Here is a 26,185-nt window from a genome sequence, read left to right on the forward strand (position 1 = left end):
CTTCGCCGGCCTGTTTATTGGTCGCGGACGTCGGCTACGGGGTTGGCGCCGAAGTCGGGGCGGGCCAGGTAGGCCAGTACCTTGGCGGCGGCTGTTTGGGGGGAGTCGAGCTTGCCCTCTGACTTTAGGTTTTCGAAGCGGGTGCGGTCGGGGAAGAGGGCTGCATCGGTTTCGCGCAGTTGCACCTGCATGTCGGTGTCGATGACGCCGGGCGCCAGGGACACGATTTTTGCGCCGCCGCCTTTTTCCTCCAGGGCGACCGCGCGCGAGAAGTGGTCCATGCCTGCTTTGGCCGCGCAGTACGGCGCCTGGCTGCCCATCGCATTGCGGCCGAGGCCGGAGGAAATGTTCAGCACCTTGCGCTCTGCACGCCAGCCCTTGGTGGCACTGAGGAATGCGGCGGTGAGGAGCATGGGGGCCTCCAGGCCCACGCGCAGGGCTTGCGCCAAATCGGCAGGCTCGGCTTCGGACAACGGGCGCGGGCGGCCGATGGTGCCGGCGTTGTTGATGAGGGTGGCGCTTTCGAACGCTTTGCCGTCGAGCTGCCCGATCCATGCCGAAAGACGGGCCGCGGCGGCCACCGGGTCTGCGAGATCCTGCTGCCATTGCTCCAGTTCGGCGCCTGCCTTGCGGGCCAGCGCGGCGAATGCATCGTCGCTGTGGCGCGAAATGCACAGGAGCCGGCGACCGGGCTGAAGGAGTTGCTCGGCCATGGCGCGGCCCAGCCCGCGGGAAGCGCCGGTGATGACGGTGAGATGAGATGAAGTCATGAGTTTTGTGAGAAAGGTCTTATGAACAAGGCATGAACAAGCATGCCGCGCCAAAGATCGTATCCCTGCCCTGACTAGAATTGGCCACGTTTTCTTCCACACAGTCATGCCCACCCACTACCAAGCAGCGAGCGAGCCAAGCCACTTCGCCAAGCGCTTCGGTATCGCATTTCGTCCCGAAGAAGCAATCGTCCGCCCCGGCCAGAAGGGCATGTTCGTGCGGCGCCCGCGCGCCGACCGCACAGGCGATCCATCCCAGGTGAGGTTCGAGATCGCCCTCGGCCGCTGGGGGCTCATCCCCCTGTTTTCCAAAGACGGCCTTGACGCCGACACCTTCGAAGCGCGCAGCGAGACCGCATCCGCCGAGCGAAATTTCTACCAGCCCTGGAAGCGCGGCCACCGCTGCGTGATTCTTGCGGACTCGATCTTCCAGGCCGGTGACGCCGCAGATGCGGTGGTTCGGGTGTCCCGCGCAGACGGCGAGCCGCTCGCGCTGGCAGGCCTGTGGAACGGCTGGCGTTCGCCCGCCGGGGAATGCGTCGAAAGCTTTGCCTTCTTGACTTTCGGTGCGCCCGGGCAAACCGAACGCCGCCGAGTAGTCATCCTGCGTGATGCCTGGGTGGATGACTGGCTGCATTGCCCCGTCGAGGAAACCGCAGCCTACCTCCGGCCGTACGCCGACGACAAGCTCGTGCGCCAGACGCTGCCGGCGGCTTCTTTGGCAATGGCCCGCTAGGCGCCCTTCCCCGTTGTTCCGCTGCTTCGCAGCGCCGCCAGATCGAGCACCCGAAGGCCGCCATATTCGACACGGATGGCGCCCTGCGCCTGCAGCGCGCGCAAGGCTTCATTGACCCGCTGGCGCGACAGCCCGATCAGGTAAGCCAGCTCTTGCTGCGTGATGCGCAGCAATTCACCCACCCCCGGAAAGAGGACCGGATTGAACAGCGCGGCCAGGTTGCGGGCCACGCGCACGTCCGGGTTGTTCAGGCGATCGGCTTCCCGCGCGGCGATGAATTGCCCGAGGCGCTCGTTCAGCTGGTTCATGACGAAGCGATTGAAGCCGATTGAATGGTCGAGCAGCCAGTGGAAATCGTCCACCGGCAAGCCGGCGACCACGCTCTTTCTCAGCGCCTGGATGTTGTATCGATAGGGCTCCTGCTTGAGCGCCGTTCCCTCGCCGAACCAGCCACCGGGTGGCAGTCCGCTGTAGGTCATGGAAGTGCCGTCGGCGTTGTCGTTGCTCATCTTGAGCAGGCCCTCGACGACGCCGAACCAATAGGTCGGCGAGCGTCCGATACGGCACACGAGATCGCCCGCCTCGGCGTCGCCGACGACCACCGCCGCTTCGGCGCGGCGCCGTTCCACGGACGTGAGCGTATGCAGCCAGGGGATGTTGTCCAGCTCGTCTTCGCGCGCGGGGCGCACGCGGTCTCGGATCGACGACGTGCCGCTGTCGTTGCCAATAGGCATCGGGAAACTCCGGGGAGTAGTGTCCCTAGGATTGTCGTCGTAACGACAAGTTGGCGTCAAAGTTGGTTCTACAGTCCGCCCCATCGTGCAGACCAAAGCCCTCACTTTTCCTCGCCTCTTGCAAGGCCACGCCGAGCGCCAGCCCGACGCGCCGGCGGTGCGCGAAAAAGACCTCGGCATCTGGCAGACCTGGAGCTGGGCAGCGACGGCGCGCGAGGTGCGCGACATGGCCTGCGGGCTGGCGAGCCTGGGCTTCAAGGCCGGCGACAACCTCGCGATCGTCGGCGCGAACCGCCCACACCTCTACATGGCGATGGTCGCCGCCCAGAGCCTGCGCGGCGTGCCCGTGCCGCTCTACCAGGACGCGGTCGCTGCCGAGATGGTTTTCATGCTGGACGACGCCGCCGTCGAATTCGTGATCGCTGAAGACCAGGAGCAGGTCGACAAGCTGCTCGAATGCCGGGACATCCAGAAAGGGAAAGACAAAGGCACACGGCCGACGATTCGCCACATCATCTATGACGACCCGCGCGGCCTGCGGCACTATGACCAGCCGGGTCTGATGAGCCAAGAGCAGCTTCGCGAACTCGGCCGCCGTTGGGGCGCAGCGAACCCCGGCGTCTTCGACCGGAGCGTGGCGTCCGGCGATCCATCCGACGTCGCAGTGATCCTGTACACGTCCGGCACCACCGGACGGCCGAAGGGCGTGTGCCAGACACATGCGAGCTTCATCGCGGCGGGCCGCGGCGGCGTAGAGACCGACAAACTCGGCCCGGGCGACAACATCATGAGCTACCTGCCGATGGCGTGGGTCGGCGATCATCTTTTTTCCGTCGCGCAATGGCTCGTCGGAGGCTTCACGCTCAACTGCCCCGAATCGGCCGAGACGGTGATGAACGACATGCGCGAGATCGGGCCGAGCTACTACTTCGGCCCGCCGCGCACCTTCGAAGGCTTGCTGACGGCGGTCTCCATACGCATGGAGGATGCGGCCGCACCCAAGCGCTGGCTGTATGCAAAATTCATGGAGCTGGCACGGCGCGTGGGCGCCGACATCCTCAATGGCGCTCCGGTGGGCTTCGGCGATCGGCTGCTGTATGCGATCGGCAATCTCGTGATCTACGGTCCTCTGCGCAACGTGCTCGGCATGAGCCGCATCCGCGTGGCCTACACGGCCGGCGCGGCGATCGGGCCGGACCTGTTCCGCTTCTATCGCTCCATCGGCGTCAACCTGAAGCAGTTCTATGGGCAGACCGAAACTTGCGCCTATGTGTGCCTCCAGCAGGACGGCAAGGTCAAGCTGCAAACGGTGGGCAGCGCAGCACCGGGCATCGAACTCAAGATCGCGCCCGATGGCGAAGTGCTGGTGCGCGGCGTGTCGGTGCTCAAGGAGTACTACAAGCGCCCCGACGCGACGGCCGAAGTGCTCGACGCCGATGGCTACTTCCACACCGGCGACGCCGGCGTTCTCGATGCGGAAGGCCATCTGCGCATCATCGACCGGGCAAAGGACGTGGGCCGCATGGCCGGCCCCGGCGGCAGTTGTGCCGGCGCGATGTTCGCGCCCAACTACATCGAAAACAAGCTCAAGTTCTTTCCGCAGATCAAGGAAGCCGTGTGCTTCGGGCACGAGCGCGATGAAGTCTGCGCCTTCATCAACATCGACTACGAAGCCGTCGGCAACTGGGCCGAGCGCCGGGGGCTGCCGTACGGCGGCTACGTGGACCTTGCCGGCAAGCCCGAAGTGCTGGCGCTGGTGGCTGAATGCCTCGCCAAGGTCAACGCCGATCTCGCCGCCGAAGACGGCATGGCCGATACCCAGATCGCGCGCTTCATGGTGCTGCACAAGGAACTGGACCCGGACGACGACGAGCTCACCCGCACGCGAAAGGTGCGGCGCGGCTTCATCGCGGAGAAGTACGCGGTGCTGGTCGATGCGCTCTATGGCGCCAAGGCCGAGCAGTTCATCGAAACGCAGGTCAAGTTCGAGGATGGCCGCACCGGCACCGTGAGCGCGACCCTCAAGATCGTCGAAGCAAAGCGGTTCGCGCCGCTGAAGGCGGCCGCATGACGAGCGCGGCGCGAGGGCTGCAATGAACCGGAAAATCGGCGACATCATTCTCGATGTGCAGAACATCAGCCTGAGCTTTGGCGGCGTCAAGGCGCTGACGGACATCAGCTTCAACGTGCGCGAGCACGAGGTTCGCGCCATCATCGGCCCCAACGGTGCGGGCAAGAGTTCGATGCTCAACTGCATCAACGGCGTCTACCAACCGCAGCAAGGTTCCATCACCTTTCGCGGAAAACAGTTCAAGCACATGAACTCGCGCCAGGTCGCCGAGATGGGTGTGGCGCGCACCTTCCAGAACCTGGCGCTGTTCAAGGGCATGAGCGTGCTCGACAACATCATGACGGGCCGCAATCTCAAGATGAAAAGCGGCTTGCTCGCGCAGGCGCTGCGCTGGGGCCCGGCCGAGCGTGAAGAGCTTGCGCACCGGGAGTTCGTCGAACGCATCATCGACTTTCTCGAAATCCAGTTGCATCGCAAGACGCCGGTCGGTCGCCTGCCCTATGGCCTCCAGAAGCGGGTCGACCTCGGCCGCGCACTGGCGATGGAGCCGCAGGTGCTGCTGCTCGATGAGCCGATGGCCGGCATGAACGTGGAAGAGAAGCAGGACATGAGCCGCTTCATCCTCGACGTCAATGACGAATTCGGCACGACCATCGTGCTGATCGAACACGACATGGGCGTGGTGATGGACATCTCCGATCGCGTGGTGGTGCTCGATTACGGCAAGAAGATCGGCGACGGAACGCCGCATGACGTGCGAAACAACGAAGACGTGATCCGGGCTTACCTGGGCGTGGAGCATTGACGATGGGCTTCCTACTCGAAACGCTGTTCGGCGGCCTGATGGTCGGCATGCTCTATTCGCTGATCGCGATCGGGTTCGTGCTGATCTACAAGGCCTCGGGCGTCTTCAACTTCGCGCAGGGCGCGATGGTGCTGTTCGCGGCCTTGGCGATGGCGCGCTTCTCCGAATGGATTCCGCAGTGGCTGGGTTTCGAGAGCCAGGTGCTGGCCAACGTGCTCGCTTTCTTCGCGGCGATGGCGGTGATGATCGTGGTGGCATGGCTGATCGAACGCCTGGTGCTCAGCAAGCTGGTCAACCAGGAAGGCATCACGCTGCTGATGGCGACGCTGGGCATCGCGTATTTCCTCGACGGACTCGGGCAGTCGATCTTCGGCAACGACATCTACAAGATCGACATCGGCATGCCGAAGGAACCGCTGATGGTGCTGGAGAACATCTTCCAGGGCGGGCTGCTGCTCAGCCAGGAAGACCTGATCGCCGCACTCGTTGCCGCCGCTCTGGTCGTGGTGCTGGCGCTGTTCTTCCAGAAGACCTCGACCGGTCGCGCGCTGCGCGCGGTCGCCGATGACCATCAGGCCGCGCAATCGATCGGCATTCCGCTGAATCGCATCTGGGTGATCGTGTGGTCGGTCGCGGGCTTTGCGGCACTGGTGGCCGGGATCATCTGGGGCTCCAAGCTGGGCGTGCAGTTCTCGCTGTCGCTGGTGGCGTTGAAGGCACTGCCGGTGGTGATCCTCGGCGGCCTGACCTCCATACCGGGCGCGATCGTCGGTGGCTTGCTCATCGGCGTCGGCGAGAAGCTCTCGGAGATCTACCTCGGCCCAATGCTCGGCGGCGGCATCGAGATCTGGTTCGCGTATGTGCTGGCGCTTGTCTTCCTGCTGGTGCGGCCACAGGGTCTCTTCGGCGAAAAAATCATCGATCGGGTCTAGACATGTTCTACCGCGAGAACGGCCAATTCAAGTCGACCTACCGCGCCGATCAGCAGATCTTTCCGATCCGGCAGGACCGCGTGCTCATCCTCGCGCTGCTGGTGTTTGCCTTTGCCGTCGTGCCGGTGATCGCGCCGGAGTACTGGTTCCGCGCGATCCTGATTCCATTCCTCATCCTTGCGCTTGCCGCGTTGGGGCTCAACATCCTTGTTGGCTACTGCGGACAGATCTCTCTCGGCACCGGTGCCTTCATGGCCGTCGGTGCCTATGCGGCCTACAACTTTCATGTCCGCATCGACGGGATGCCGCTCATCCTTTCGCTGCTGCTCGGCGGGTTGTGCTCGACGGCGGTCGGCGTGCTCTTCGGCATACCCAGCCTGCGCATCAAGGGGCTGTATCTCGCAGTCGCGACGCTTGCCGCGCAATTCTTCATCGACTGGGCGTTCCTGCGGATCAACTGGCTGACGAACAACTCATCGTCGGGCTCGGTGTCTGTGTCGGGGCTGAGCCTGTTCGGGCTTCCCATCGAGACGGCCGTGCAGAAATACCTGCTGTGCCTGACGCTGCTTGCAGTCTTCGCGCTGCTCGCAAAGAACCTCGTGCGCAGCGCCATCGGGCGCGAGTGGATGGCGATCCGCGACATGGATGTGGCGGCGGCGGTGATCGGCATCCGCCCGGTATACGCCAAGCTCTCGGCGTTTGCGGTGAGTTCGTTCATCGTCGGCGTGGCAGGCGCGCTCTGGGGCTTCGTGCATCTGGGCACCTGGGAGCCGGCGGCCTTCAACATCGACCGCTCGTTCCAGTTGCTCTTCATGGTGATCATTGGTGGGCTGGGCTCGGTCATGGGCAGCTTCTTCGGAGCGGCCTTCATCGTGCTGCTGCCGATCCTGCTCAATCAGCTTCCGCGCTGGTTCGGAGTCTCGATGTCGACCGCATTTGCCTCGCACCTCGAATTCATGATCTTCGGCGCGCTGATCGTGTTCTTCCTCATCGTCGAACCGCATGGCCTTGCGCGGCTGTGGTCCACGGCGAAAGAGAAATTACGCCTCTGGCCCTTCCCGCATTGATTTCGTCAGCAAACCGGCACTTTGGTGCCCATAAGGAGACAGGCATGAAACTGAAATCGCTCGCCGTAACCGCCGCCCTGGTGGCCAGCACCTTCGGCGCGGTGCTCGCACCTTCGCTCGCGCAGGCTCAGGCCAAGGAGCAGTTCTTTCCGCTCCTGGTCTACCGCACAGGGCCCTATGCGCCCAACGGCACTCCCTGGGCCAATGGCAAGCAGGACTACATCAAGCTCATCAACGCGACCGGCGGCATCAACGGCGTGAAGATCAGCTACGAGGAATGCGAGACGGGCTACGCCACCGACAAGGGCGTCGAATGCTATGAACGCCTGAAGGACAAAGGCGCCACGCTGATCGATCCGCAGGCGACCGGCATCACCTTTGCGCTAACGGACAAGGCACCTGCCGACAAGATCCCCCTGCTGACGCTCGGCTACGGCCTCTCGGCCTCGCAGGATGGCAACGTGTTCAAGTGGAACTTCCCCCTGATGGGCAGCTACTGGACCGCGGCCGACATCCTGATCCAGCACATCGCGAAGAAAGAAGGCGGTGCCGACAAGCTCAAGGGCAAGAAGATCGCACTGGTCTATCACGACTCGCCTTTTGGCAAGGAGCCGATTCCGCTGCTGCAGGAGCGCGCCAAGATGAACGGATTCGAGCTGACGCTGATTCCGGTTACGGCACCAGGCATCGAGCAGAAGTCGGCATGGCTGCAGGTGCGCCAGCAGCGGCCTGACTACGTGCTGCTCTGGGGCTGGGGCGTGATGAACTCGACGGCACTCAAGGAAGCAGTCGCTACCGGCTATCCGCGCGAGAAGATGTATGGCGTGTGGTGGGCCGGCGCGGAGCCGGACGTGAAGGACGTCGGCGCCAACGCCAAGGGCTACAACGCACTCGCGCTCAATTCCTCCGGCACGCAACCCAAGGTCATCCAGGATATCCTGAAGAACGTGCATGACAAGGGCCAGGGCACGGGTCCGAAGGAGGAAGTCGGTTCGGTGCTCTACACGCGCGGCGTCATCATCCAGATGCTCGGTGTCGAAGCGGTGCGGCGCGCACAGGAGCGCTTCGGCAAGGGCAAGGTCATGACCGGCGAACAGGTTCGCTGGGGCCTGGAGAACCTTGCGCTCGACCAGAAGAAGCTCGATGCACTGGGCTTTGCCGGCGTGATGCGGCCGATCAGCACTTCGTGCCAGGACCACATGGGATCGAGCTGGGCGCGCATCGAGACGTGGGACGGCAGCAAGTGGAATATCGCGCCCGAGTGGTATGAGGCCGACGAACAGATCATCAAGCCGATGGTCAAGGCGGCGGGCGAGAAGTACGCGAGCGAGAAGAAGCTGAATCGGCGCGACGCCGCTGACTGCAGCGCTTCCTGAACCGCACACTGCGCGATCACTTCGAGGCACCATGAGCGAACGCAAGGTCCTTCTCGACGTCAATGGCATCGAGGTTATCTACAACCATGTGATCCTCGTGCTGAAGGGCGTTTCGCTCACGGTGCTTGAAGGCGGCATCGTCGCGCTGCTGGGGGGCAACGGCGCGGGCAAGACGACCACGCTGCGCGCCGTCTCGAACCTGCTCGCCGGTGAACGCGGGGCGGTGACGAAGGGAACGATCGAACTGCGGGGTGAGCGCATCGAGGCGCTCTCGCCCGCGGAGCTCGTCAAGCGGGGGCTGATTCAGGTGATGGAAGGACGGCATTGCTTTGCGCACCTGTCGATCGAAGACAACCTGATGACGGGCGCCTACACGCGCACGGACGGCAAGGCCGCCGTTGCCGAGACGCTGGAGAAGGTCTATGCCTATTTCCCTCGCCTGAAGACGCGGCGCACCTCGCAGGCGGCCTATACCTCCGGCGGTGAGCAACAGATGTGCGCCATCGGACGCGCGCTGATGGCCAATCCGAACATGGTGCTGCTGGACGAACCCTCGATGGGGCTCGCGCCGCAGATCGTCGAAGAAGTCTTCGGCATCGTGAAGGACCTGAACGAAAAGGAAGGCGTGACCTTCCTGCTGGCCGAGCAGAACACCAGCATGGCGCTGCGGTTCGCGGATTACGGCTACATCCTCGAGAACGGCCGGATCGTGATGGATGGCGAGGCCAGGAGCCTGCGCGAGAACGAGGACGTGAAGGAGTTCTATCTCGGCGTGGGCGGGGCGGACCGCAAGAGTTTCAAGGACGTCAAAAGCTACAAGCGCAGAAAGCGATGGCTGGCTTGATTCACCCCCAGGCTTCGCGCACTTCGTGTTGCTGCGCCACCCCCCTCGCTGGGGGCAACACCAGCGGCCCGGCGGAGCCGGTTCCGCGGTGTTTCCCGTATGCACGATGAACTTGAAGGATGGGCACGCTGATGATCGACTGTTATGACGCGCTCGAAGTGCGCGACCCCGAAGAGCGGGAGCGCGACCTGCTTGCCGCTTTGCCGCGCCAGATCATGCAGGCGCAAACGGGGGCGTCCGCGCTGGCGAAGATCCTCGACGGCATCGCGCCTGCGGACATCACGAGCCGCGAAGCGCTCGCGAAGCTGCCGGTCACACGCAAATCCGAGCTGCTGGCGTTGCAGACCGAAAGGCGTGCGAGCGACCCGTTCGGCGGCTTCTCCGCGATCCGGTTCGGTTCGCGCATGACGCGCGTCTTCGCGAGCCCGGGGCCGATCTACGAGCCCGAAGGCGAAGCCACCGACTATTGGCGTACCGCGCGCGCACTGCATGCCGCAGGCTTTCGCAATGGAGAGTTGGTACACAACAGCTTCAGCTATCACATGACGCCCGCCGGATCGATCATGGAAAGCGGCGCGCGCGCGCTGGGCTGTACGGTATTTGCCGGCGGCACCGGACAGACCGAACAACAAGTGGAAGCCATGGCCCATCTGCGCCCCGCAGGCTACGTGGGCACGCCGAGCTTCCTGAAGATCATCATCGAGAAGGCCGCTGAAAAAGGCGTCGCGCTGTCCTCGCTCACCAAGGCGCTGGTTTCCGGCGAAGCCTTTCCGCCGAGCTTGCGCGACTGGATCGCCGAACGCGGCGTGACGGGGATGCAGTGCTATGCAACCGCCGACCTGGGGCTCATTGCTTACGAGACGAGCAGCCGCGAAGGGCTGGTGCTCGACGAGAGCGTGATTGTGGAAATCGTGCGGCCCGGCACTGGCGATCCCCTGCCCGAGGGCGAGGTCGGCGAGATCGTGGTCACCACGCTCAACCCTGATTACCCTTTGATCCGCTTCGGCACGGGGGATCTTTCCGCTGTGCTGCCGGGACGCTGCCCCACGGGGCGCACCAACACGCGCATCAAGGGATGGCTCGGCCGCGCGGACCAGACGACCAAGGTGCGCGGCATGTTCGTCCATCCCGGTCAGGTCGCGGAGATTGCGCGGCGCTTTCCCGAAGTGCTGCGCGCGCGCCTGGTGGTTGAAGGCGAGATGGCTGATGACCGCATGACGCTCCGGCTCGAATGCGCCTCCGCGCCGGACAACCTCGCCGAGCGCGTCGGAGAAGCGGTTCGCGATGTCACCAAGCTGCGCGGCGCGGTGGAGTTCGTCGGGCCCGGGAGCCTGCCGAACGACGGCAAGGTGATCGAGGACCTGCGCAGCTATCGCTAGACGTCCACGTCGGCGCTGTCGAACTCAGCCGCGCGCCTTCTGGCTGCGCTCCCAGGTGCGCAAGCTGCGGTTCCACGCGCGCAGGCGCTCATCGGCGCCCAGACTTCCTGATGACGTCGCGATGATTTGATCGAGCAGGATCTCCTGGTCGGGACTGAGTTGTTCCGGGAACACCGGCTTCACCGCGATCATCTGGTCTCCCCGGAGACCGCGCCGCGTGACAGGAAAGCCGTGACCTGTCAGGCGATACATCAATCGATCGCGGCGCAAGGCGATCGACTGGAATCCTGCAACCGTCGGAACCTGGATCTGGCGATTGGCGATCCATGCAAACCCGTCCACCGGAATCTCGCAGCGGACCGTCCCGTCATCGTCGAGCGTGAAGAACGCATGGTCCAGCAGTTCGACCTTGATTTCGAGATCGACACCCGGCGGATTCGAACTTGCGCGTCGTCCGTCGACATGCAGGAGATCGCCCCCGCGCACACCTGCGGGGATGCGTACTTTCAATTGATAAGCGCGGATTTGCGTGCCGGCACCGTTGCAGTCGGGGCACGTGCGCTGCGCGATGCCGCCGCCATGGCAGGCGGCGCATTCGCTTTTGCCGCCGGGCCAGCCAAAGAAGGAGCGCTTTGCCACCGCCCCAGAGCCGCCGCAATGGCTGCAGTTGCCGCCGAGCACCTGGTGGCCGGCACCATCGCATGTGGCGCAGACATGAGTCGCTTTGCCGCGCACGGTCTTGATGCAGCCCAGCGCAGCCTCTTCGAGCGTGAGCTTGATCTTGCGGTTGATCGGGCGCCGGCGGGGCTCGGTGTCCTTGGATTGAGCCTCTGCAGACGCGAAAGCGGAAGCGGACGCGGGCTCTGGGCGAGGCTGGGCATCGCTGCTCCCGGCGCTCCCGGCGCTCCCGACGGTATCGACGAATCCGGCATTGCGGATCTGCTCGAATGCGCGATTGATGCGCTGCATCCTCGCGACGGCATCGGCGCTGCTGTTGCGGTCCGGGTGCCACTGCGACACCAGCCGCCGCCATGCAGCCTTCACCTCGCGCTCGGTGGCGCCGGAGGCAAGGCCCAGTTCAGCGAAAGCGTTGTCGGTGCCCAAGTTCAAATCCTTGTTTCTTCAAACTGCCAAGCGGTTCGGCACGAGACGCGAACCGCCGGAGCGAATTATCGGCGAGCAATTCCGCGCGATCACAGGCATGCTCCTTGCGACCGGCCTTTGCGCAAGAATCATTCCTCTTTCCTCGATGAGACAGATGCGCCACATGAGCCAGATGAGTCACTCGTTTTTTCAGCCCCCCGCCACCACGCGCTATGCCCTGCGCAACCTTCGCGCGCCTCGCTGCCTCGTGCAGGCCGAACTGCCGGGCGACGCGGATCACGAACTCGTCGGCGTCGACCTGCTGGTGGATGACGGCCGCATCGCTGCCATCGATGCAGCGGGCGCGATGCCCATCGAACTGGGACCCGACCTGGACGCCTCCATGGTGCTGCCCGGCATGGTCGACTGCCACACGCATCTCGACAAGGGCCACATCTGGCCGCGCCAACCCAATCCGACCGGCGACGGCGCCGGCGCATCGATGGCCACCCTGCGCGACCGCACCGCGCGCTGGAACGCAGAAGACGTTCGCCGGCGCATGGAGTTCGGGCTCAATACCGCCTATGCCAAGGGCGTCGTTGCCATCAGCACCCACCTCGACTCGCTCGCCCCGCAGCCGTCGATCTCGTTTCCCGTGTTTCGGGAGATGCGCGAGCGCTGGGCCGGGCGGATCGACCTGCAGGTGTCGTCGATCGCACCCCTCAATGTCTTCCTGACGGACGAAGGCCGCCAACTGGCCGACACCGTGGCTGAAAGCGGCGGCAAGCTGGGTTGCGTGACGCGCTCGGCCAAGCACCCGAACGAAACCATGCCACCGGATCTGGACGAGGCGCTCGTGCGGGTGTTCCAACTCGCGGCCGAGCGCGGGCTGAACCTGGACCTGCACGTGGACGAATCGACCGATCCGCACGCGCGAGCGCTCATCCGGGTGGCGCGCACCGCTGTGGCACAGCACTTCAAGGGGCGCATCCTGTGCGGCCACGTCACTTCGCTGGCCCTGCAGACTGACGAGTTCATCGAAGAGACGATCGCTGCGTGCAAGGACGCCAACATCGACATCGTCAGCTTGCCGACGGTCAACATGTACCTGCAGGACCGCAGCCAGCAAGCCCGCACACCCAGATGGCGCGGCGTGACCGTGCTGCACGAAATGAAGGCGCGCGGGCTGCGCGTGGCGGTGGCGGGCGACAACTGCCGCGATCCCTTCTACGCCTACGGCGATCACGACATGCTCGACACCTTCACGCAAGCCGTGAAGATCCTGCACCTCGACCATCCGTTGGGCGACTGGATCCGCGCCGCGACTGAAACGCCGGCGGCGATCATGGGCATCGACCGGGGTGTGCTGAAGGCCGGCACGCCAGCGGACTTTCTCGTGCTGAAGGCCCGCAACTATTCGGAGATGCTGGCCCGCACGCAATTCGATCGCACGATCGTTCGTGCCGGGCGCGCCATCGACACGACACTGCCGGACTACCGCCTGCTCGACGATCTGATGGTCGGCTGAGCATCCGCAGCGTCCAAGTTTTCGCGTCTTTTCGTGCGGTCTTGCCGCGGGCCGAATCCGGCGTGTTCAGCGGCGGGCGCAGGGCCGGAGCCACTCATGGCATCCTCCTCATGCCTTCAAGCAGAGGCGCAGCTCGATGACACGATGACACGATGACCTTTGAGAGACTTCGAATTACCGGATACTGCGGAAAAGACTACGAGCTCGGCGAAGCCATGGAGGTGCACGACGCAGCCGTCCACCTCGGCACGCTCGATCCCGTGAGCGTCAGCCGCGACGGAACCGAAGTGTCGATCGGGCGTTTTCTGCCATCGCAATTCGTGAAAGTCCAGAAGCGAAATTTCGGTCCACTGGTGCTGCTCGAAACCACCGCATTTCTCACAGAGAACTTCCAGGGTCTGCAGGCGGTGCGCTATGCGCTGAATCGTGAGATCGAGATGCATGGCGACGGAATGCAAGTGGCCGGCGCGCGCTCTGCGCTCCTGCAGGCGATGGGCGCCGAGGCGGTGACGATCTCGCCGATGCCGGATTCGGAAACGCCCGGCAACTTCGTGGTTCGGGGCATCTGGGCTTACAACGAGCGCAATCTTGAGGCACTCGGCCAATGCCTGAAGCAGGAAAGGGAGGTGTACCGGCAATGGGATGCGGCCCATGCCTCGAACGCCGCCCAGCCGATTCCGGCGCTGCGAAAGCGACTGCGCCAATTGCTGGCGCGCGGACCTGCCGACCGGGGCTTCAGGGGCGGCGAAACGGCCGACTGAAGCAGCCCGCCCTCAGCAGGATCAGGACGCTGGCTTTCGCCAGACGCTTGCCAGCCACGGCTGCTCCTCGAGCGGCAAGCCGGCGGGCCGAAAGTAGTGAGCCAGTTCAATAAAGCCCGCGGCCGTCATGAGATGGCGCCAACCCGCGAGGTCATGATAGGCCCCGTAGCGGTCCCCGCGCCAGCCTTCCTGCCCTTCGCCCCGAGGGTTCGAACTGAACAGCACACCCCCAGGCTTGAGTGTCTCGCGCAATTCGCCCAGCACGCGCGGCAACTCTTGTGCAGGCACGTGAAACAGCGATGCGTTCGCGAACACGCCATCGAACCGGGCGGGCGGGAGGTCCAAAGACAGAAAGCTCTGGTGCCATACCTCGCAACCGCTATAGGAACGCGCCATCTCGACGAACTGCGCAGCGCCATCGAGCCCGGTGGCGATGTGGCCGATCTGGCGGAAGGTCCGGAGGTCGCGACCGGGGCCGCAGCCGAAATCCAGGATCTCGAACGGCGGCGTTGCCTGGATGTGCTCGAGCAGCGCCGCGATGTTCTGGCTCACGTCGTGGCCGCGCGTGCCGGCCCAGAAATCTTCCGCCTGCCCGTCGTAATGGGCGAGCGTGAGTGCTTCGATGTGTTCGAGCTCTTCGGAGGTCAGGGGCATGGGCCTCCCGTCAGCGGGTCTCCCCGGCGATGTAGTGCTGCAACTGCTCGATGATGAAGTTCTGCTCCGAGATGATCCCCTTCACGATGTCCCCGATGGAGATCAGGCCCACCAGCTTGCCGTCGTCCATCACCGGCAGGTGGCGCACGCGGTTCTCGGTCATGAGCGCCATGCATTCCTCGCTCGTCTGGTTGGGCCGAACGTAGATCACCGCCGAAGTCATCACCTCGCGCAGCGGCGTGTCTTTCGATGAACGCGACAGCAGGACGACTTTGCGCGCGTAGTCGCGCTCGGTCACCACGCCCAGGATGCGGTCACCCTCCATGACGAGGAGTGCGCCCACGTTCTTCTCTGCCATGCGTTTGACGGCGTCGAAGACCGAGGCCGAAGGCTCGATCGAAAAGACGCTCGAATCGCCTTTGGCCTTGAGGATTTCAGCCACTGTTTTCATGAGTCGTTTTCTCCGGATGGGGCAATCGTTTCCAGTTTCCATTCTGCGCGGCCTGCAGGGTCGTCACAAGCCAATGCACCCCACGCCCGCCCCGACATTTACAGGTCTGCGGTGGACGCTCAGAATGCAAGCCCCCATCCTTCAAAGGAGAGTGGCCATGGATCTCGGACTCAAGGGCAAGCGCGCCCTCGTCACCGGCGGCAGCCGGGGAATCGGCAGGGCCATCGCAGAGTGCTTCGCGGTCGAAGGCGCGGATGTCGCCATCTGCGCGCGCAAGGAAGACGAGGTGGGCGAAGCCGCTGCGGCCTTGCAGGCCAAGGGCGTGAAATCCTTCGGACGCGCGCTGGACGTGGCCGACGGCCCTGCGCTTTCGGCGTGGATCGCCGCGAGCGCCGGCGTACTGGGCGGCATCGACGCCCTGGTCTGCAACGTGAGCGCGCTGGCGGTCGGGGACAGCGCCGAGTCCTGGGAGAAGTCGTTCCGCACCGACATGATGCATAGCGTCAATGCGGTCGCGGCGGCAGTGCCGTTCCTGGAGAAATCCGACTGCGGCTCCATCGTGCTGATCTCGAGCGTTTCGGGGTTCGAGGTCGACTTCGCAGCCGGCTCCTACGGAGCGATCAAGGCGGCGCTCATTCACTACGCCAAGGGGCTGAGCCGGCAGCTTGTCGGCAAAGGGATCCGCGTGAACAGCGTCTCGCCGGGCAACACCTATTTCGAAGGAGGGATCTGGCAGAACATCGAGAAGAACCTGCCGGACCTGTACGCGTCCACCCTCAAGGTCAACCCGACGGGCAAGTTCGGCACGCCCGATGAGGTCGCTCGCGGCGTGGTGTTCATTTCGAGCCCTGCCGCCAGCCGGATCTCCGGGACCAACCTGGTGATCGACGGCGCGCTGACGGTGGCGGTCTAGGAGTGCCGGCCATGAGCGAACCGGTGACGCACCATACGATCCACAGCAAGCACATCCATCACGGCTGGAACAATGCCTTTCCGCCCCGCCTGACGATCGCGCCGGGAGAGACGGTGCAGTTCGAAACGCTCGACGCATCTTCCGGCCAACTCACGCGCACGTCTACCGCGGCCGACGTCGGGAAGCTCGATCTTGCGCACGTGAATCCGGTGACCGGGCCGGTGTATATCGACGGCGCAAGGCCCGGTGACGCGCTCAAGGTGACCGTGCTGTCACTGCGGCCGTCGGGCTGGGGCTGGACCGCGAACATTCCCGGCTTCGGATTGCTCACGGACCAGTTCCCGGACGCGAGACTTCATCATTGGAACTACGATCCGGGCCTCACGCCGGCAATGTACGGACCGGGCGGCCGCGTGCCATTGAAGCCGTTCACCGGGACCATCGGCGTCGCACCTGCCGAACCGGGCTTGCACAGCATCATTCCGCCGCGCAATGTCGGCGGCAACATGGATGCGCGCGACATTGCGGAGGGGACCGAGCTCTACCTCCCGATCGAGGTCGAAGGCGCGCTCTTTTCCGTGGGCGATACGCATGCTGCGCAGGGCGACGGCGAGGTCTGCGGCACCGCCATCGAAAGTCCCATCGACGTGGCGCTCAAATTCGAACTCGTGAAGGATGCCCGGCTGCGCTCGCCGCGCTACGTGACACCGGGCCCGGTCAGCCGCCATTTCGACACGCACGGCTACGAGGTCACCACAGGCATCGGTCCCGACCTCATGACAGGCGCCCGGATGGCCGTTTCGGAAATGATCGAGCTCCTGAGCAGCCGCTATGGCTATGAGCCGATCGACGCCTACATGCTCTGCAGCGTGTGCGCGGACCTTCGCATCAGTTCGATCGTCGACGTGCCCAACTGGGTGGTGTCGTTCTATTTTCCGAGAGTGGTGCTCGTGTAGTCGATGCCCGCGATGAGCTTCGGCAACAGGTCTTCGGCGGGACCGCGCAAAACCGCGCTGGCCGAGGCGTCGAGATGCAGCGGCTCCATGTTGAGCGTGATGAGCTTGCTGCCGTGCCCCACCGCTTCCAGCGGCAAGGCGGCAGCCGGATAGACGACCGCGGTGCTCCCGACGACGATGAATGCGTTGCTCTCCTGCGCGGCCGTTTGAGCATCGAGCAGCACGCCCTCGTTCAGCATCTCGCCGAACATCACGATGTCCGGCCGTGCGCGCGACCCGCAACGCTTGCACCGGTGCAGCAGCCAGGGGCCGCGGCGATTGCCGCAGTGATCGCAACGCCAGCGGCGCAGCGATCCGTGCAGCTCCAGCACGTCGACGCAGCCAGCCAGCGTCAGCAAGCCGTCGACGTTCTGCGTGATGAGCCGCGTCGCGGGACGAAGCCGCTGCAATCGAGCCAGGGCCACGTGCGCCGGGTTGGGCTTGGCGCCCTCGACCGCCGCGAGCCGCTGCGCCCAGAACCGCGTGAAGCCCGCTGGGTCGCGCTGCAAGTCATCGGCATGCGAGAACTGCACCGCGTTCTGGTTCATCCAGAGCCCATCGGCGTCGCGGTAGGTCGGAATACCCGACGCCTTGGACAGCCCCGCACCCGAGAAGACGACGATGCGGTTTGCCTCGCGCAGCAGCTCGATGGCGGTCTGCAAGGGCTGCTGGCTTTCTGTCATCGAATCGGCGGGAACAGGGTTTTCGGGCGGCGCCAGGGATTCTTGCACTAAGGGCAATCCGGGATAAGTCAGCTTCTGGTCAGATCTTAAGATCACCACCATTTCGTTTTCGATCTGGAGTGACCATGAAGAAATTGCTCGCTTTCACGGCGCTTGCCGCGGCTGTCGCGTGCGTCCACGCACAGGATTTCCCTGCCGGCAAGCCCATCAGCATCGTGGTGCCGTTCGCCGCGGGCGGCCCGACCGACCGAGTCGCGCGAGACCTTGCCGAAGCCCTGCGCAAGCCGCTCGGAGGCGTGAGCATCGTGATCGACAACGTGCCCGGTGCCGGCAGTTCGATCGGTGCGGCCAAGGTGGCGCGGGCGGCGCCGGACGGCTATACGCTGCTGCTCAACCACATCGCCATGTCCACCATCCCCACGCTGGTGCGCAACGTGCCCTTCAAGGTCGACACGGACTTCGAGTACCTCGGCATCGTCAACGACGTTCCGATGACGCTGATCTCCAAGCCAAGCTTGCCGGCCAGCAACTACAAGGAACTCACCGCCTGGATTGGGGCCAACAAGGGCAAGATCAACCTCGGCAATGCGGGCGTCGGCTCGGCCTCGCACCTGTGCGGCCTGCTCTACCAGACCGCGATGAAGACCGAAATGACGCCGGTCCCTTACAAGGGCACGGCGCCCGCCATCACTGACTTGATCGGCGGGCAGATCGACTTGCTGTGCGATCAGACGACAAACACCTCTCCGCACATCGAAGGCAAGAAAGTAAAGGCCTTTGCCGTGACCACGGACAAGCGCTTGACCACGCCCTTGCTCAAGGACCTGCCGACGCTGCAAGAGGCCGGCCTGAAGGACTTCCAGGTCACGATCTGGCATGGCCTCTATGCGCCCAAGGGCACGCCGGCTGCCGTCACCAAGAAGCTGAACGATGCGTTGAAGGTCGCCCTGAAGGACCCTGAATTCGTCAAGAAGCAGGAAGGACTCGGCGCGGTCGTGGCCAATGACGGCCGCATCGAACCCGAGGGTCACAAGAAGTTCGTGATGGCCGAGATCGCGAAGTGGAGCCCGATCATCAAGGCGGCGGGCGTTTATGCAGACTAGAAGATAGGGCTCGCCTCCAGGCTCGCGCACTTCGTGTCGCTCTCCACCCCCTGCCGGGGGCAACACCAGCGGCCCGGCAAAGCCGGTTCCGCGGTGTTTCGCGAATTCCCTGCCGAACGGGGGCGCTCGATGGTCATGTCGAATTGGGTTGACCTCTTGGCGACCGTGGGTCCGCGGCGGGGTGGGGGTCGATTTGGCCTCGCGTGGGCAAGCCTAGAGCGGCCGCGGCGATGGCGGCCTGGGTTCGGCTGGTGACGTTGAGGGCTCGGAAGACGGCTGTGATGTGCGCCTTCACGGTGCGCTCTGCCAACCCAAGGTCGCGGCAAATGATCTTGTTGGGGGCGCCGTTGGCGATGTGCTGCAGCACGGCGAGTTGACGGCCGGTAAGGCCCAATGTTTCGAGTGACAACTTGGCTGTGCGCACCCGAGTTGCCGGCGGGTTGCGGCGATCGGTGGACGACAGCAACTCTGGCGGGAGGTATTTGCCGCCGTCGAGCACGAGGCGCACAGCGTCGAGGGTGACTTCGTTGCTGGAGGACTTCGGGACGAACCCCGCCGCGCCAGCTGCGAAGGCGCCAAGCACCGTCTGCTGATCATCGGTTGCAGACAGCACGACCACCGGCACAGCGGGAAATCGCGCGCGCCATGTCTTCAGCGCCGCAATTCCGGAGAGCCCCGGCAGATTCAGATCGAGCAGCACAAGATCAGGCTCGACACCTTGCGACGCCATGTCGAGGCCGCGCCCGCAGTCGCTCGCCACAGCAATGTCGACTTGCGCATGGAGGCGCCGCAGCACATTGCTCATCGCTTCCTGAATGAGCGGATGGTCATCGACGACAAGCACTCTCATGCCGGCCCTTTGGGGTAGGCCCGAAAGGGCCGGATGCCCTGCAGTGAAAAGCCCGGATCGTCATTCGGCATGTCGCTCCTTTGGCGCGATTGTCTGGCGCGGGACTCCATGGAGATTGGGCAGGCGCCGGCCCTTTGGTCCGATTCATTTGCCAGCCGCGTCTGCCCAGAATGGGGCCACGCAACGGTGCAATCCCGGGCCGTGCGGACCACCCAATCACCCTACTGGAGCCTGAACATGACAAATCGATCGAATCATGCATGGACCGCGGCCGCATTGGCAATATGTGCAATGGCGTGGTCCGCGCCAGGCTCGGCGCACGACGCGAACGGACCGCAGCAGTGCAGCCTGCATACGCTGAGCGGCTCGTACGTCCTTGCGGCGAGCGGCTTCACCATTCCGCCGGGCACCACCACGGCCCTTCCGAAGGCGATCATCGAGCAACTTCGCTTCGATGGCGAAGGCGCCGTTACGTCGCCGAACGCCACGGTGAGCATGAATGGCACCTTGAGAGTGACCACTGGCAGTGTCGGGACCTACAGCCTGCTCGCGGACTGTACCGGGACGCTCAATTTCTCCGACGGTTTGAGCCACACAATCTACATGGGGCCGGACGGCGACGAAGGATGGTTCATTCAGAACACAGCGCCCAACAACTCAGCCAATATCTTCCAGGGCACGCTGGCCCGAGTCTCGCCGTCCAGGAGTCGGCGCGATGGTCATTGAGGCCGCCATGAATGCGATGCGCTTTCAGGCAAGAGGCGCGATCCGGCTTGCGGTCGTCGCCTCAACATTGCTTGTCCACGCTTGCGGTGGTGGTGGCGGCGGCAACATGCCGACTGCATTGACTGACAGTGCATCAACCGGCACGAACACGCCAGCTGTCTGCCCGGACCGTTCAGCGCCCTGTCAGGGCGAACGGTGACACCAGCTCGGAAGCCGGGTACGCTGCGCTCCCGCGAACGCGCAGCCTGCGATGTCGCGATGCTGTCATCCGAGGGCAAGGCTCATGCAGCTTTTCGCGCGCCGGACACTGTTGTGGAAGTACGCCGCGTATTTCGCCGGGCTGGTGAGCGTCCTGCTCGCCGCGAGCGGCGCAATCAGCGGCTACTTCGCGTATCGGGGGTCAGTTGCCGCGCTGGCGGAAGTCCAAGGCGCCACGGCGCACTATGCCGCCAAGGAAATCGCGAACTTCATCCGCGGTGTGCAGGACGCGATGCACATCAGCGTGGGCAAATTCGGCACTTCGGCAAACATCGACACCGGCGACCTGCAACTCGAACTGGTGGCCCTGTTTCGACATCACCCGGAGATCAGCGAGCTGCGTTGGATCACGGCGGCGGGAAAAGAGCAACTCTTTCTCTCCCGCTTCGGCTTCAATGTGCCGGACAGCGGCCGCGACTGGTCCGCCGATCCAAGCTTCGAGAAGGAACATCAATCGACGGACTACGTCGGGCGGGTCCACTTCCTTCAGGGAACCGAGCCGTACGTGGTCGTTGCCGTGACGCGTGAGGCGATGGGCAGCGTGCTCGAAGCAGAGGTCAATCTCAAGTACGTGTGGGATGTGATTGCGCAGGCGCACCTGAAGTCCGGTGGCGTTGCCTACGTGGTGGATCGCGAAGGGCAACTCATCTCCCATCCCGACATTTCACTGGTTCTGTCCAAGTCGAACCTGTCTGCCCTCGCCCACGTGCGCCGAGTACTCGACGGCGGAACACAAACCAGCGCCTTCATCGGCGAAGCTTTCGACGTCCATGGCACGCCGGTGGTTTCGATCGCCGCGCCGGTGCCCGAAATGGGGTGGACTGTGTTTGCCGAACAGTCGCTCGCGGAGGCTTTCCGCCCTGTCTACGCGTCCGTCGGCCGATCGGTCGCGCTGGTCTTGCTGGGCATCGTCGCTGCCATTGCCACCAGCGTGCTGCTCGCTCGGCGCATGGTGCGGCCCATCCGCGAGATCGAGACGCGCGCCAGACAACTGGGTAGTGGTCAACTCGATCAGCGAATTGCGCTGCGCACCGGTGACGAGCTCGATGGCCTTGCCACCCAGTTCAACCGCATGGCCGAGCGCTTGCAGGAAACGCACTCGAACCAGGAAACACGAATCGCCGAGCGGACTCATGACCTGGCGGTGGCGAACGAGGCAAAGACTCGTTTCCTTGCCGCGGCCAGTCACGACCTGCGCCAGCCAATCCACGCCCTGTCGTTGTTCGTCGGCGAGTTGCGCACGGTCGCATTGCCGCCAGAGGCGAGCGTGCTCGTAGAGCGGATCGAACAGTCGGCCGGCGCGCTCGCGGATTTGCTCGATGGCTTGCTGGATCTTTCCAAGCTCGATGTTGGCGCCATTCACGCGGATCCCCAGCCGCTGGCGCTGCAACCGCTCCTGTCGCGCCTTGCCTCCCAATTCGCGCTAGCTGCGCAAGCGAAAGGGCTGGCGTTGACGCAGGTGCGAACTTCGGCGTGGGTTCGCTCCGATCCATTGCTGCTGGAGCGAATTCTGCTCAACCTGATCGCCAATGCCGTGCGCTACACGCGTAAGGGCCGGATCGTGATCGGCTGCCGCCGGCGCGACGGCGAAGTCGCGGTAGTGGTGGCAGACACTGGTGTCGGCATTGAGGCAGAGCACCTGCCTCGCGTTTTCCAGGAGTTCTATCGGGCGGGCGCGACAGATCGCGGCACCGGCGAAGGCATGACCGGCGGCCTCGGACTTGGCCTTGCCATCGTCAAGCGGCTTGCGCTGCTGCTTGGGCATCGCATAGAGATCGAATCCCTGCCGGGCAAGGGAACGCTCGTGCGCGTATGGATGCCGTGTGTCGACGCACCGGCGAACGTCGAGGCTGAGACCGATGACAAGGCACCGCGCGCGTCGATCGTTGACAGTCTGCGCGGCAAGTGCGTTTTGGTCATCGACGATGAAGAGCCCGTTCGCGAAGCTATGCGCGGCCTGCTCACACGATGGCACTGCGACGTCATGGCCGCCGCCAATGGCGACGTCGCCTTGGCGCACGCGAGGCTGCGTCGGCCCGACATCGTCCTGTGCGACCTGGATTTGCAGCAAGGCGAAACCGGTGTGCAAATCGTGGAAAAGCTTCAAAGCGAGCTAGGCCCCCGCCTGGCGTGCGCATTCGTCACCGGTGAAGCTTCACCTGCACTCATGGCAGCAGCGCGCGCAACGGGATGCCCGGTCATGCTCAAGCCGGCGCCGGCGGGCAAGCTGCGGGCACTGCTGGAGCATCTCGCCCAGTCTGACAGCGGAGCCCCTGTCATCGAATCAATCTGTCAGCCTGCAGCAGCAGCGTCTGCGAGATTTTGAGCCCGAGGCTGAGGGCGGTTGTCTGGTTGATTGCCAGATACAGCTTGCGCGGCCGCTCGATCGGCATGTCTGCAGGGTTGGCCCCATGAAGAATCCTGTCCACGTATCCTGCAGCGCGGGAGGAAAGATCGACGATGTCGGGACCGTACGATGCAAGCCCGCCGATCTCCACGAAATTGGAGAAGCTGTAGACGGCAGGCAATCGATAGCGCGCCGAGAGCGACACGAGTTGCTGTCGCTGCTGCGTGAATTCAGGGCCGGAAAGAACAACCAATGAGCGGGTATCGGCATCGACGATGCGAGCGAACGCCGGTGGGTAGTCCGCGGCCTCGGTCACTTCGACCACCTGCAAGCGAATGCCACGGGCTTGCGCCGGAACACGCAGTGCATCGATCTGCGCCGTATGGTCCACCCCTCGCGGCGACCTCATCACGGCGACGGATTTCAGCCCCGGAACAAGCGCCAGAAGCAACTCCAGCTTCTTCGCAACGATGTCGGCCGCAATGGCTGTCAGCCCTGTCGTGTTGCCGCCAGGATGCGAGAGCGACGCTGCAATGCCGGTCTTGACCGGATCGTCGCCGCTGAAAGCCATGACGATCGGAATGTTTCGCGTGGCGACACGGGCGGCATGAATCGCCGCGGGCGACGAAGCAACGATGACGTCGACGTGCTGATCGACCATGTCGGCGGCCATCGCGTCCAGCCGCTCCGGCTTGCCGTCGGCGAACCTCGCTTCAACAAGCAGGTCTTGGCCCACGGTATAGCCAAGCTCCTTCAGCCCCCGCAAAAAGGCTGGATAGGCGACATCCTGCGGATCCGTCGGGTGCAAGTAGCCGATTCGAAAAGCGCGGGGCTTCGGCTGCGCATCCACGTCCGGCAGCGCGGCACACCCACAAAGCACAGCGACGAGGGTGCGGCGCCTTTCCATTCATGCGCGCCTCTGGCGCCCTACTTCGGCCGTATCGCGTCCGCAGTCCCCTGGATGAACGCCTTGATCTTCTCGACGTCCTCGGTCGTCAGCTTGCCGGTGAAGTCGGGCATGCCGCGTGTCGTCGCCGGTCCGTTGAACACGAACTTGTCGAGGTTCTCGATGAAGGCCGAGTTCATGTAGCCCAGGTTCGGGATGTTGCCGCCCCGATCCACGCCAGGCACGCCGTGGCAGAAGACGCAGTTGCTCACGTAGAGCATGGTGCCCGCTTCGACTTTGGCAGGGTCGTACTTGACGCCCTGCAGCAGCGCGTCCATGCGGTATTGCACGAACGCGGGCTTGGGCGCGGTGCCGCCAATGGCGAAGGTGTAGACGGTGCCCGGGCCCTGCCGCTCGGTCGCACGGGCGGCCAGGCCATAAACGCCGCCCCATCCGACCGCCACCGACACGTACTGCTTGCCGTCGACCATGTAGGTGTTCGGCGCCGCCACCACGCCGGTGCCGGTGGGTGTTTCCCAGAGCTTGTCGCCGGTCTTGGCGTTGTAGGCGACCAGGCGCCCGTCGGCCGTTCCCTGGAACACGAGGTTGCCTGCGGTCGTGAGCGTGCCGCCGTTCCATGGCGAGACGTAGTCGACGCTCCACGCCGCCTTTTGCGCGATCGGGTCCCAGGCGACGAGCCTGCCCATGGGCTTGCTGACGGGCGGCTGGACGTTCGCGAACTTGGCGGTGTTCCAGCCCAGCGCGGCATGCGGGCGCCCGGGCACGTTCTCGTTGAACTTCCAGTCCTTGTCGTCCATGAGATTGATCGGCACGTGCTGAGCGGGCAGATAGGCGTAACCGGTCTGCGGATTGAAGGACATCGGATGCCAGTTGTGCGCTCCGAAGGGCCCTGGAATGGTGTCGTTGGGTTTGGTGCCCTCGCGCGCCGAGGCGATTTCGATCGGCCGGCCGTTCTTGTCATAGCCGCTCGCCCAGTTCACGTCGACGAAGTTCTTGGCGGAAATGAATTTGCCGTTGGTTCGATCCACCACAAAAAAGAAGCCGTTCTTCGGCGCATGCAGGATCACCTTGCGCGGCTTGCCGTCCAGCTTGATGTCGGCCAGGATCATCGACTGCGTCGAGGTGTAGTCCCAGTTGTCGCCGGGCGTCTCCTGGTAGTGCCACACGTACTTGCCGGTGTCTGGATTGAGCGCGACGATCGACGCGAGATAGAGGTTGTCGCCGCCCTTGGGGCTGCGCTGGCTGCGTGCCCATGGCGAACCGTTGCCCGTGCCGATGTACAGCAGGTTGAGTTCGGGATCGAAGGCGATCGAATCCCATGGCGTTCCCCCACCGCCCGATTCCCAGTACTTGTTGCTCGGGTCCCACGTCTTCGCGGCCTTGGCCATTGACGCGTCCTCGTAGGGCTTCGACGGATCGCCGGGCACCGCGAACCAGCGCCATTTCTGCTGGCCGGACGCGGCGTCATAGGCCGTGATGTAGCCGCGCACGCCATACTCCGCGCCGCCATTGCCGATCAGCACCTTGCCCTTGACCACGCGCGGCGCGCCGGTGATCGTGTAGGACTTCGAGTGGTCGATGACAGTGTCTTTTTCCCAGACGACTTTTCCGGTCGATGCATCCAGAGCGATCAAGCGCCCGTCGTATGCGCCCACGTACACCTTGCCCTGGTAGATGGCGACCCCGCGGTTGACCACGTCGCAGCAGCCTCTGTAGCCCTTGGACCGATCGACGCCCGGGTCGTAGGTCCAGATCTGCTTGCCTGTTCGCGCATCGATCGCATGCACGACGCTCCACGAAGCGGTGACATACATGATGCCGTCGACCACAAGCGGCGTCGCCTCGACGCCGCGCGTGGATTGAAGATCGTACGACCACACGAGCCCGAGATCCTTCACGTTGGCGGCATCGACCTGGTCAAGCTTGCTGAAGCGCGTCTCGGCATAGTCCAGCCCGTAGCTGGGCCAGTCGGGCGTCTTCGCAGCGTTGGCTCGGATGAATGCGCCGTCAACGTGTTGCGTCGCCGACTTGATGAATTCGGGAGAACCTTTCGCGGGCTCGGCGCCCGCAACCACGGCAGCCATGCAAAGCAACGCGCCCAACGCCAGCCTGGCGTGTGTCTTGGTCATCGTGTGTCTCCTTCGTTGTGGGACGAAGGATCGTCTTCTTGGCAGCTTTGTACATCCTCGGGATTTCCCTAGACCCCCAATAC

The 26,185-nt window shown here is 64.2% G+C and carries 25 protein-coding genes; 16 read left to right on the plus strand and 9 right to left on the minus strand.

Going from position 1 to position 26,185, the window contains the following annotated elements; genetic code table 11:
* Positions 1–14: 14 nt before the first annotated feature.
* Positions 15–770, minus strand: coding sequence for an SDR family NAD(P)-dependent oxidoreductase (locus AC1DEK_RS09950; RefSeq protein ID WP_478125060.1), 756 nt, complete (start codon positions 768–770; stop codon positions 15–17).
* A 106-nt stretch (positions 771–876) separates the two neighbouring features.
* On the opposite strand from AC1DEK_RS09950, the gene AC1DEK_RS09955 reads away from it, so the two are divergent.
* Positions 877–1,506 (plus strand): SOS response-associated peptidase, encoded by a 630-nt coding sequence (locus tag AC1DEK_RS09955; protein WP_478125061.1) that lies wholly within the window; start codon positions 877–879, stop codon positions 1,504–1,506.
* On the opposite strand, the gene AC1DEK_RS09960 is transcribed toward AC1DEK_RS09955, so the two are convergent.
* Positions 1,503–2,240: a Crp/Fnr family transcriptional regulator gene (locus tag AC1DEK_RS09960; RefSeq protein ID WP_478125062.1), complete on the minus strand. Its 738-nt coding sequence runs from the start codon at positions 2,238–2,240 to the stop codon at positions 1,503–1,505. The genes AC1DEK_RS09955 and AC1DEK_RS09960 overlap by 4 nt on opposite strands.
* Positions 2,241–2,325: 85 nt before the next feature.
* On the opposite strand from AC1DEK_RS09960, the gene AC1DEK_RS09965 reads away from it, so the two are divergent.
* The 7 genes from AC1DEK_RS09965 (at position 2,326) to AC1DEK_RS09995 (ending at position 10,714) form a co-directional block, all read left to right on the plus strand.
* Positions 2,326–4,311 carry an AMP-dependent synthetase/ligase gene (locus AC1DEK_RS09965; protein WP_478125063.1) on the plus strand — a complete coding sequence of 662 codons (1,986 nt, stop codon included), beginning with the start codon at positions 2,326–2,328 and terminating at the stop codon, positions 4,309–4,311.
* Positions 4,312–4,333: 22 nt separating this feature from the next.
* Positions 4,334–5,116, plus strand: a complete 783-nt coding sequence (locus AC1DEK_RS09970; protein ID WP_478125064.1) for an ABC transporter ATP-binding protein — start codon at positions 4,334–4,336, stop codon at positions 5,114–5,116.
* A gap of 2 nt (positions 5,117–5,118) precedes the next feature.
* Positions 5,119–6,048, plus strand: a complete 930-nt coding sequence (locus AC1DEK_RS09975) for a branched-chain amino acid ABC transporter permease (protein ID WP_478125065.1) — start codon at positions 5,119–5,121, stop codon at positions 6,046–6,048.
* A 2-nt stretch (positions 6,049–6,050) separates the two neighbouring features.
* Positions 6,051–7,115, plus strand: a complete 1,065-nt coding sequence (locus AC1DEK_RS09980) for a branched-chain amino acid ABC transporter permease (RefSeq protein WP_478125066.1) — start codon at positions 6,051–6,053, stop codon at positions 7,113–7,115.
* A 44-nt stretch (positions 7,116–7,159) separates the two neighbouring features.
* Entirely contained in the window at positions 7,160–8,491 is a 1,332-nt protein-coding gene (locus AC1DEK_RS09985; RefSeq protein WP_478125067.1) for an ABC transporter substrate-binding protein, read from the plus strand.
* Positions 8,492–8,522: 31 nt separating this feature from the next.
* Positions 8,523–9,335: an ABC transporter ATP-binding protein gene (locus AC1DEK_RS09990; protein WP_478125068.1), complete on the plus strand. Its 813-nt coding sequence runs from the start codon at positions 8,523–8,525 to the stop codon at positions 9,333–9,335.
* 131 nt (positions 9,336–9,466) lie between these two features.
* Positions 9,467–10,714: a phenylacetate--CoA ligase family protein gene (locus AC1DEK_RS09995; RefSeq protein WP_478125069.1), complete on the plus strand. Its 1,248-nt coding sequence runs from the start codon at positions 9,467–9,469 to the stop codon at positions 10,712–10,714.
* Positions 10,715–10,738: 24 nt separating this feature from the next.
* On the opposite strand, the gene AC1DEK_RS10000 is transcribed toward AC1DEK_RS09995, so the two are convergent.
* Complete coding sequence (locus AC1DEK_RS10000; protein ID WP_478125070.1) at positions 10,739–11,818, minus strand: DnaJ C-terminal domain-containing protein; 1,080 nt, start codon at positions 11,816–11,818, stop codon at positions 10,739–10,741.
* A gap of 163 nt (positions 11,819–11,981) precedes the next feature.
* On the opposite strand from AC1DEK_RS10000, the gene AC1DEK_RS10005 reads away from it, so the two are divergent.
* Positions 11,982–13,325: a cytosine deaminase gene (locus AC1DEK_RS10005; RefSeq protein ID WP_478125071.1), complete on the plus strand. Its 1,344-nt coding sequence runs from the start codon at positions 11,982–11,984 to the stop codon at positions 13,323–13,325.
* Between the two features lie 152 nt (positions 13,326–13,477).
* Positions 13,478–14,086: a hypothetical protein gene (locus tag AC1DEK_RS10010; RefSeq protein WP_478125072.1), complete on the plus strand. Its 609-nt coding sequence runs from the start codon at positions 13,478–13,480 to the stop codon at positions 14,084–14,086.
* A 21-nt stretch (positions 14,087–14,107) separates the two neighbouring features.
* Here AC1DEK_RS10010 and AC1DEK_RS10015 read toward each other — a convergent pair whose 3' ends face one another.
* Together AC1DEK_RS10015 and AC1DEK_RS10020 are read right to left on the minus strand one after the other, a co-directional pair.
* Positions 14,108–14,740: a class I SAM-dependent methyltransferase gene (locus AC1DEK_RS10015; protein ID WP_478125073.1), complete on the minus strand. Its 633-nt coding sequence runs from the start codon at positions 14,738–14,740 to the stop codon at positions 14,108–14,110.
* A gap of 10 nt (positions 14,741–14,750) precedes the next feature.
* Positions 14,751–15,191: a CBS domain-containing protein gene (locus AC1DEK_RS10020; RefSeq protein WP_478125074.1), complete on the minus strand. Its 441-nt coding sequence runs from the start codon at positions 15,189–15,191 to the stop codon at positions 14,751–14,753.
* Between the two features lie 157 nt (positions 15,192–15,348).
* On the opposite strand from AC1DEK_RS10020, the gene AC1DEK_RS10025 reads away from it, so the two are divergent.
* Together AC1DEK_RS10025 and AC1DEK_RS10030 are read left to right on the plus strand one after the other, a co-directional pair.
* Entirely contained in the window at positions 15,349–16,104 is a 756-nt protein-coding gene (locus AC1DEK_RS10025; RefSeq protein ID WP_478125075.1) for an SDR family NAD(P)-dependent oxidoreductase, read from the plus strand.
* A gap of 11 nt (positions 16,105–16,115) precedes the next feature.
* Positions 16,116–17,060 carry an acetamidase/formamidase family protein gene (locus tag AC1DEK_RS10030; RefSeq protein ID WP_478125076.1) on the plus strand — a complete coding sequence of 315 codons (945 nt, stop codon included), beginning with the start codon at positions 16,116–16,118 and terminating at the stop codon, positions 17,058–17,060.
* Here AC1DEK_RS10030 and AC1DEK_RS10035 read toward each other — a convergent pair.
* The gene (locus AC1DEK_RS10035; RefSeq protein WP_478125077.1) at positions 17,033–17,830 is read right to left on the minus strand and encodes an SIR2 family NAD-dependent protein deacylase; all 798 of its coding nucleotides are present in this window, start codon (positions 17,828–17,830) and stop codon (positions 17,033–17,035) included. The two genes, AC1DEK_RS10030 and AC1DEK_RS10035, sit on opposite strands and share 28 nt — an antisense overlap.
* A gap of 77 nt (positions 17,831–17,907) precedes the next feature.
* On the opposite strand from AC1DEK_RS10035, the gene AC1DEK_RS10040 reads away from it, so the two are divergent.
* Positions 17,908–18,885, plus strand: coding sequence for a tripartite tricarboxylate transporter substrate-binding protein (locus AC1DEK_RS10040; RefSeq protein ID WP_478125078.1), 978 nt, complete (start codon positions 17,908–17,910; stop codon positions 18,883–18,885).
* Between the two features lie 133 nt (positions 18,886–19,018).
* Here the strand turns inward: AC1DEK_RS10040 and AC1DEK_RS10045 are convergent, their stop codons facing one another.
* The gene (locus AC1DEK_RS10045; RefSeq protein ID WP_478125079.1) at positions 19,019–19,735 is read right to left on the minus strand and encodes a response regulator; all 717 of its coding nucleotides are present in this window, start codon (positions 19,733–19,735) and stop codon (positions 19,019–19,021) included.
* A gap of 237 nt (positions 19,736–19,972) precedes the next feature.
* On the opposite strand from AC1DEK_RS10045, the gene AC1DEK_RS10050 reads away from it, so the two are divergent.
* From AC1DEK_RS10050 to AC1DEK_RS10060, 3 genes are all read left to right on the plus strand, one after another.
* Positions 19,973–20,461 carry a hypothetical protein gene (locus tag AC1DEK_RS10050; protein ID WP_478125080.1) on the plus strand — a complete coding sequence of 163 codons (489 nt, stop codon included), beginning with the start codon at positions 19,973–19,975 and terminating at the stop codon, positions 20,459–20,461.
* Complete coding sequence (locus AC1DEK_RS10055) at positions 20,451–20,660, plus strand: hypothetical protein (RefSeq protein WP_478125081.1); 210 nt, start codon at positions 20,451–20,453, stop codon at positions 20,658–20,660. The genes AC1DEK_RS10050 and AC1DEK_RS10055 overlap by 11 nt, the downstream gene beginning before the upstream one ends.
* Before the next feature lie 84 nt (positions 20,661–20,744).
* Positions 20,745–23,045 (plus strand): hybrid sensor histidine kinase/response regulator, encoded by a 2,301-nt coding sequence (locus tag AC1DEK_RS10060; RefSeq protein ID WP_478125082.1) that lies wholly within the window; start codon positions 20,745–20,747, stop codon positions 23,043–23,045.
* Here the strand turns inward: AC1DEK_RS10060 and AC1DEK_RS10065 are convergent.
* Positions 22,996–23,973 carry an ABC transporter substrate-binding protein gene (locus AC1DEK_RS10065; RefSeq protein WP_478125083.1) on the minus strand — a complete coding sequence of 326 codons (978 nt, stop codon included), beginning with the start codon at positions 23,971–23,973 and terminating at the stop codon, positions 22,996–22,998. The genes AC1DEK_RS10060 and AC1DEK_RS10065 overlap by 50 nt on opposite strands.
* Positions 23,974–23,993: 20 nt before the next feature.
* Positions 23,994–26,102, minus strand: a complete 2,109-nt coding sequence (locus AC1DEK_RS10070; protein WP_478125084.1) for a PQQ-dependent dehydrogenase, methanol/ethanol family — start codon at positions 26,100–26,102, stop codon at positions 23,994–23,996.
* Positions 26,103–26,185 lie beyond the last annotated feature (83 nt).

It is taken from the genome of Variovorax sp. 10N420, from assembly GCF_056394705.1.

What these genes read in the sequence shown, in the direction of transcription:
- AC1DEK_RS10015 (WP_478125073.1), bottom strand. Translation starts at nt 14,740, where the DNA reads ATGCCCCTGACCTCCGAAGAGCTCGAACACATCGAAGCACTCACGCTC.
- AC1DEK_RS10025 (WP_478125075.1), top strand. Translation starts at nt 15,349, where the DNA reads ATGGATCTCGGACTCAAGGGCAAGCGCGCCCTCGTCACCGGCGGCAGC.
- AC1DEK_RS10030 (WP_478125076.1), top strand. Translation starts at nt 16,116, where the DNA reads ATGAGCGAACCGGTGACGCACCATACGATCCACAGCAAGCACATCCAT.
- AC1DEK_RS10050 (WP_478125080.1), top strand. Translation starts at nt 19,973, where the DNA reads ATGACAAATCGATCGAATCATGCATGGACCGCGGCCGCATTGGCAATA.
- AC1DEK_RS09985 (WP_478125067.1), top strand. Translation starts at nt 7,160, where the DNA reads ATGAAACTGAAATCGCTCGCCGTAACCGCCGCCCTGGTGGCCAGCACC.
- AC1DEK_RS09955 (WP_478125061.1), top strand. Translation starts at nt 877, where the DNA reads ATGCCCACCCACTACCAAGCAGCGAGCGAGCCAAGCCACTTCGCCAAG.
- AC1DEK_RS10070 (WP_478125084.1), bottom strand. Translation starts at nt 26,102, where the DNA reads ATGACCAAGACACACGCCAGGCTGGCGTTGGGCGCGTTGCTTTGCATG.
- AC1DEK_RS09950 (WP_478125060.1), bottom strand. Translation starts at nt 770, where the DNA reads ATGACTTCATCTCATCTCACCGTCATCACCGGCGCTTCCCGCGGGCTG.
- AC1DEK_RS09980 (WP_478125066.1), top strand. Translation starts at nt 6,051, where the DNA reads ATGTTCTACCGCGAGAACGGCCAATTCAAGTCGACCTACCGCGCCGAT.
- AC1DEK_RS10040 (WP_478125078.1), top strand. Translation starts at nt 17,908, where the DNA reads ATGAAGAAATTGCTCGCTTTCACGGCGCTTGCCGCGGCTGTCGCGTGC.
- AC1DEK_RS09995 (WP_478125069.1), top strand. Translation starts at nt 9,467, where the DNA reads ATGATCGACTGTTATGACGCGCTCGAAGTGCGCGACCCCGAAGAGCGG.
- AC1DEK_RS10045 (WP_478125079.1), bottom strand. Translation starts at nt 19,735, where the DNA reads ATGAGAGTGCTTGTCGTCGATGACCATCCGCTCATTCAGGAAGCGATG.
- AC1DEK_RS09990 (WP_478125068.1), top strand. Translation starts at nt 8,523, where the DNA reads ATGAGCGAACGCAAGGTCCTTCTCGACGTCAATGGCATCGAGGTTATC.
- AC1DEK_RS10010 (WP_478125072.1), top strand. Translation starts at nt 13,478, where the DNA reads ATGACCTTTGAGAGACTTCGAATTACCGGATACTGCGGAAAAGACTAC.
- AC1DEK_RS09970 (WP_478125064.1), top strand. Translation starts at nt 4,334, where the DNA reads ATGAACCGGAAAATCGGCGACATCATTCTCGATGTGCAGAACATCAGC.
- AC1DEK_RS09975 (WP_478125065.1), top strand. Translation starts at nt 5,119, where the DNA reads ATGGGCTTCCTACTCGAAACGCTGTTCGGCGGCCTGATGGTCGGCATG.
- AC1DEK_RS10020 (WP_478125074.1), bottom strand. Translation starts at nt 15,191, where the DNA reads ATGAAAACAGTGGCTGAAATCCTCAAGGCCAAAGGCGATTCGAGCGTC.
- AC1DEK_RS10005 (WP_478125071.1), top strand. Translation starts at nt 11,982, where the DNA reads ATGAGCCAGATGAGTCACTCGTTTTTTCAGCCCCCCGCCACCACGCGC.
- AC1DEK_RS09960 (WP_478125062.1), bottom strand. Translation starts at nt 2,240, where the DNA reads ATGCCTATTGGCAACGACAGCGGCACGTCGTCGATCCGAGACCGCGTG.
- AC1DEK_RS10055 (WP_478125081.1), top strand. Translation starts at nt 20,451, where the DNA reads ATGGTCATTGAGGCCGCCATGAATGCGATGCGCTTTCAGGCAAGAGGC.
- AC1DEK_RS10065 (WP_478125083.1), bottom strand. Translation starts at nt 23,973, where the DNA reads ATGGAAAGGCGCCGCACCCTCGTCGCTGTGCTTTGTGGGTGTGCCGCG.
- AC1DEK_RS10060 (WP_478125082.1), top strand. Translation starts at nt 20,745, where the DNA reads ATGCAGCTTTTCGCGCGCCGGACACTGTTGTGGAAGTACGCCGCGTAT.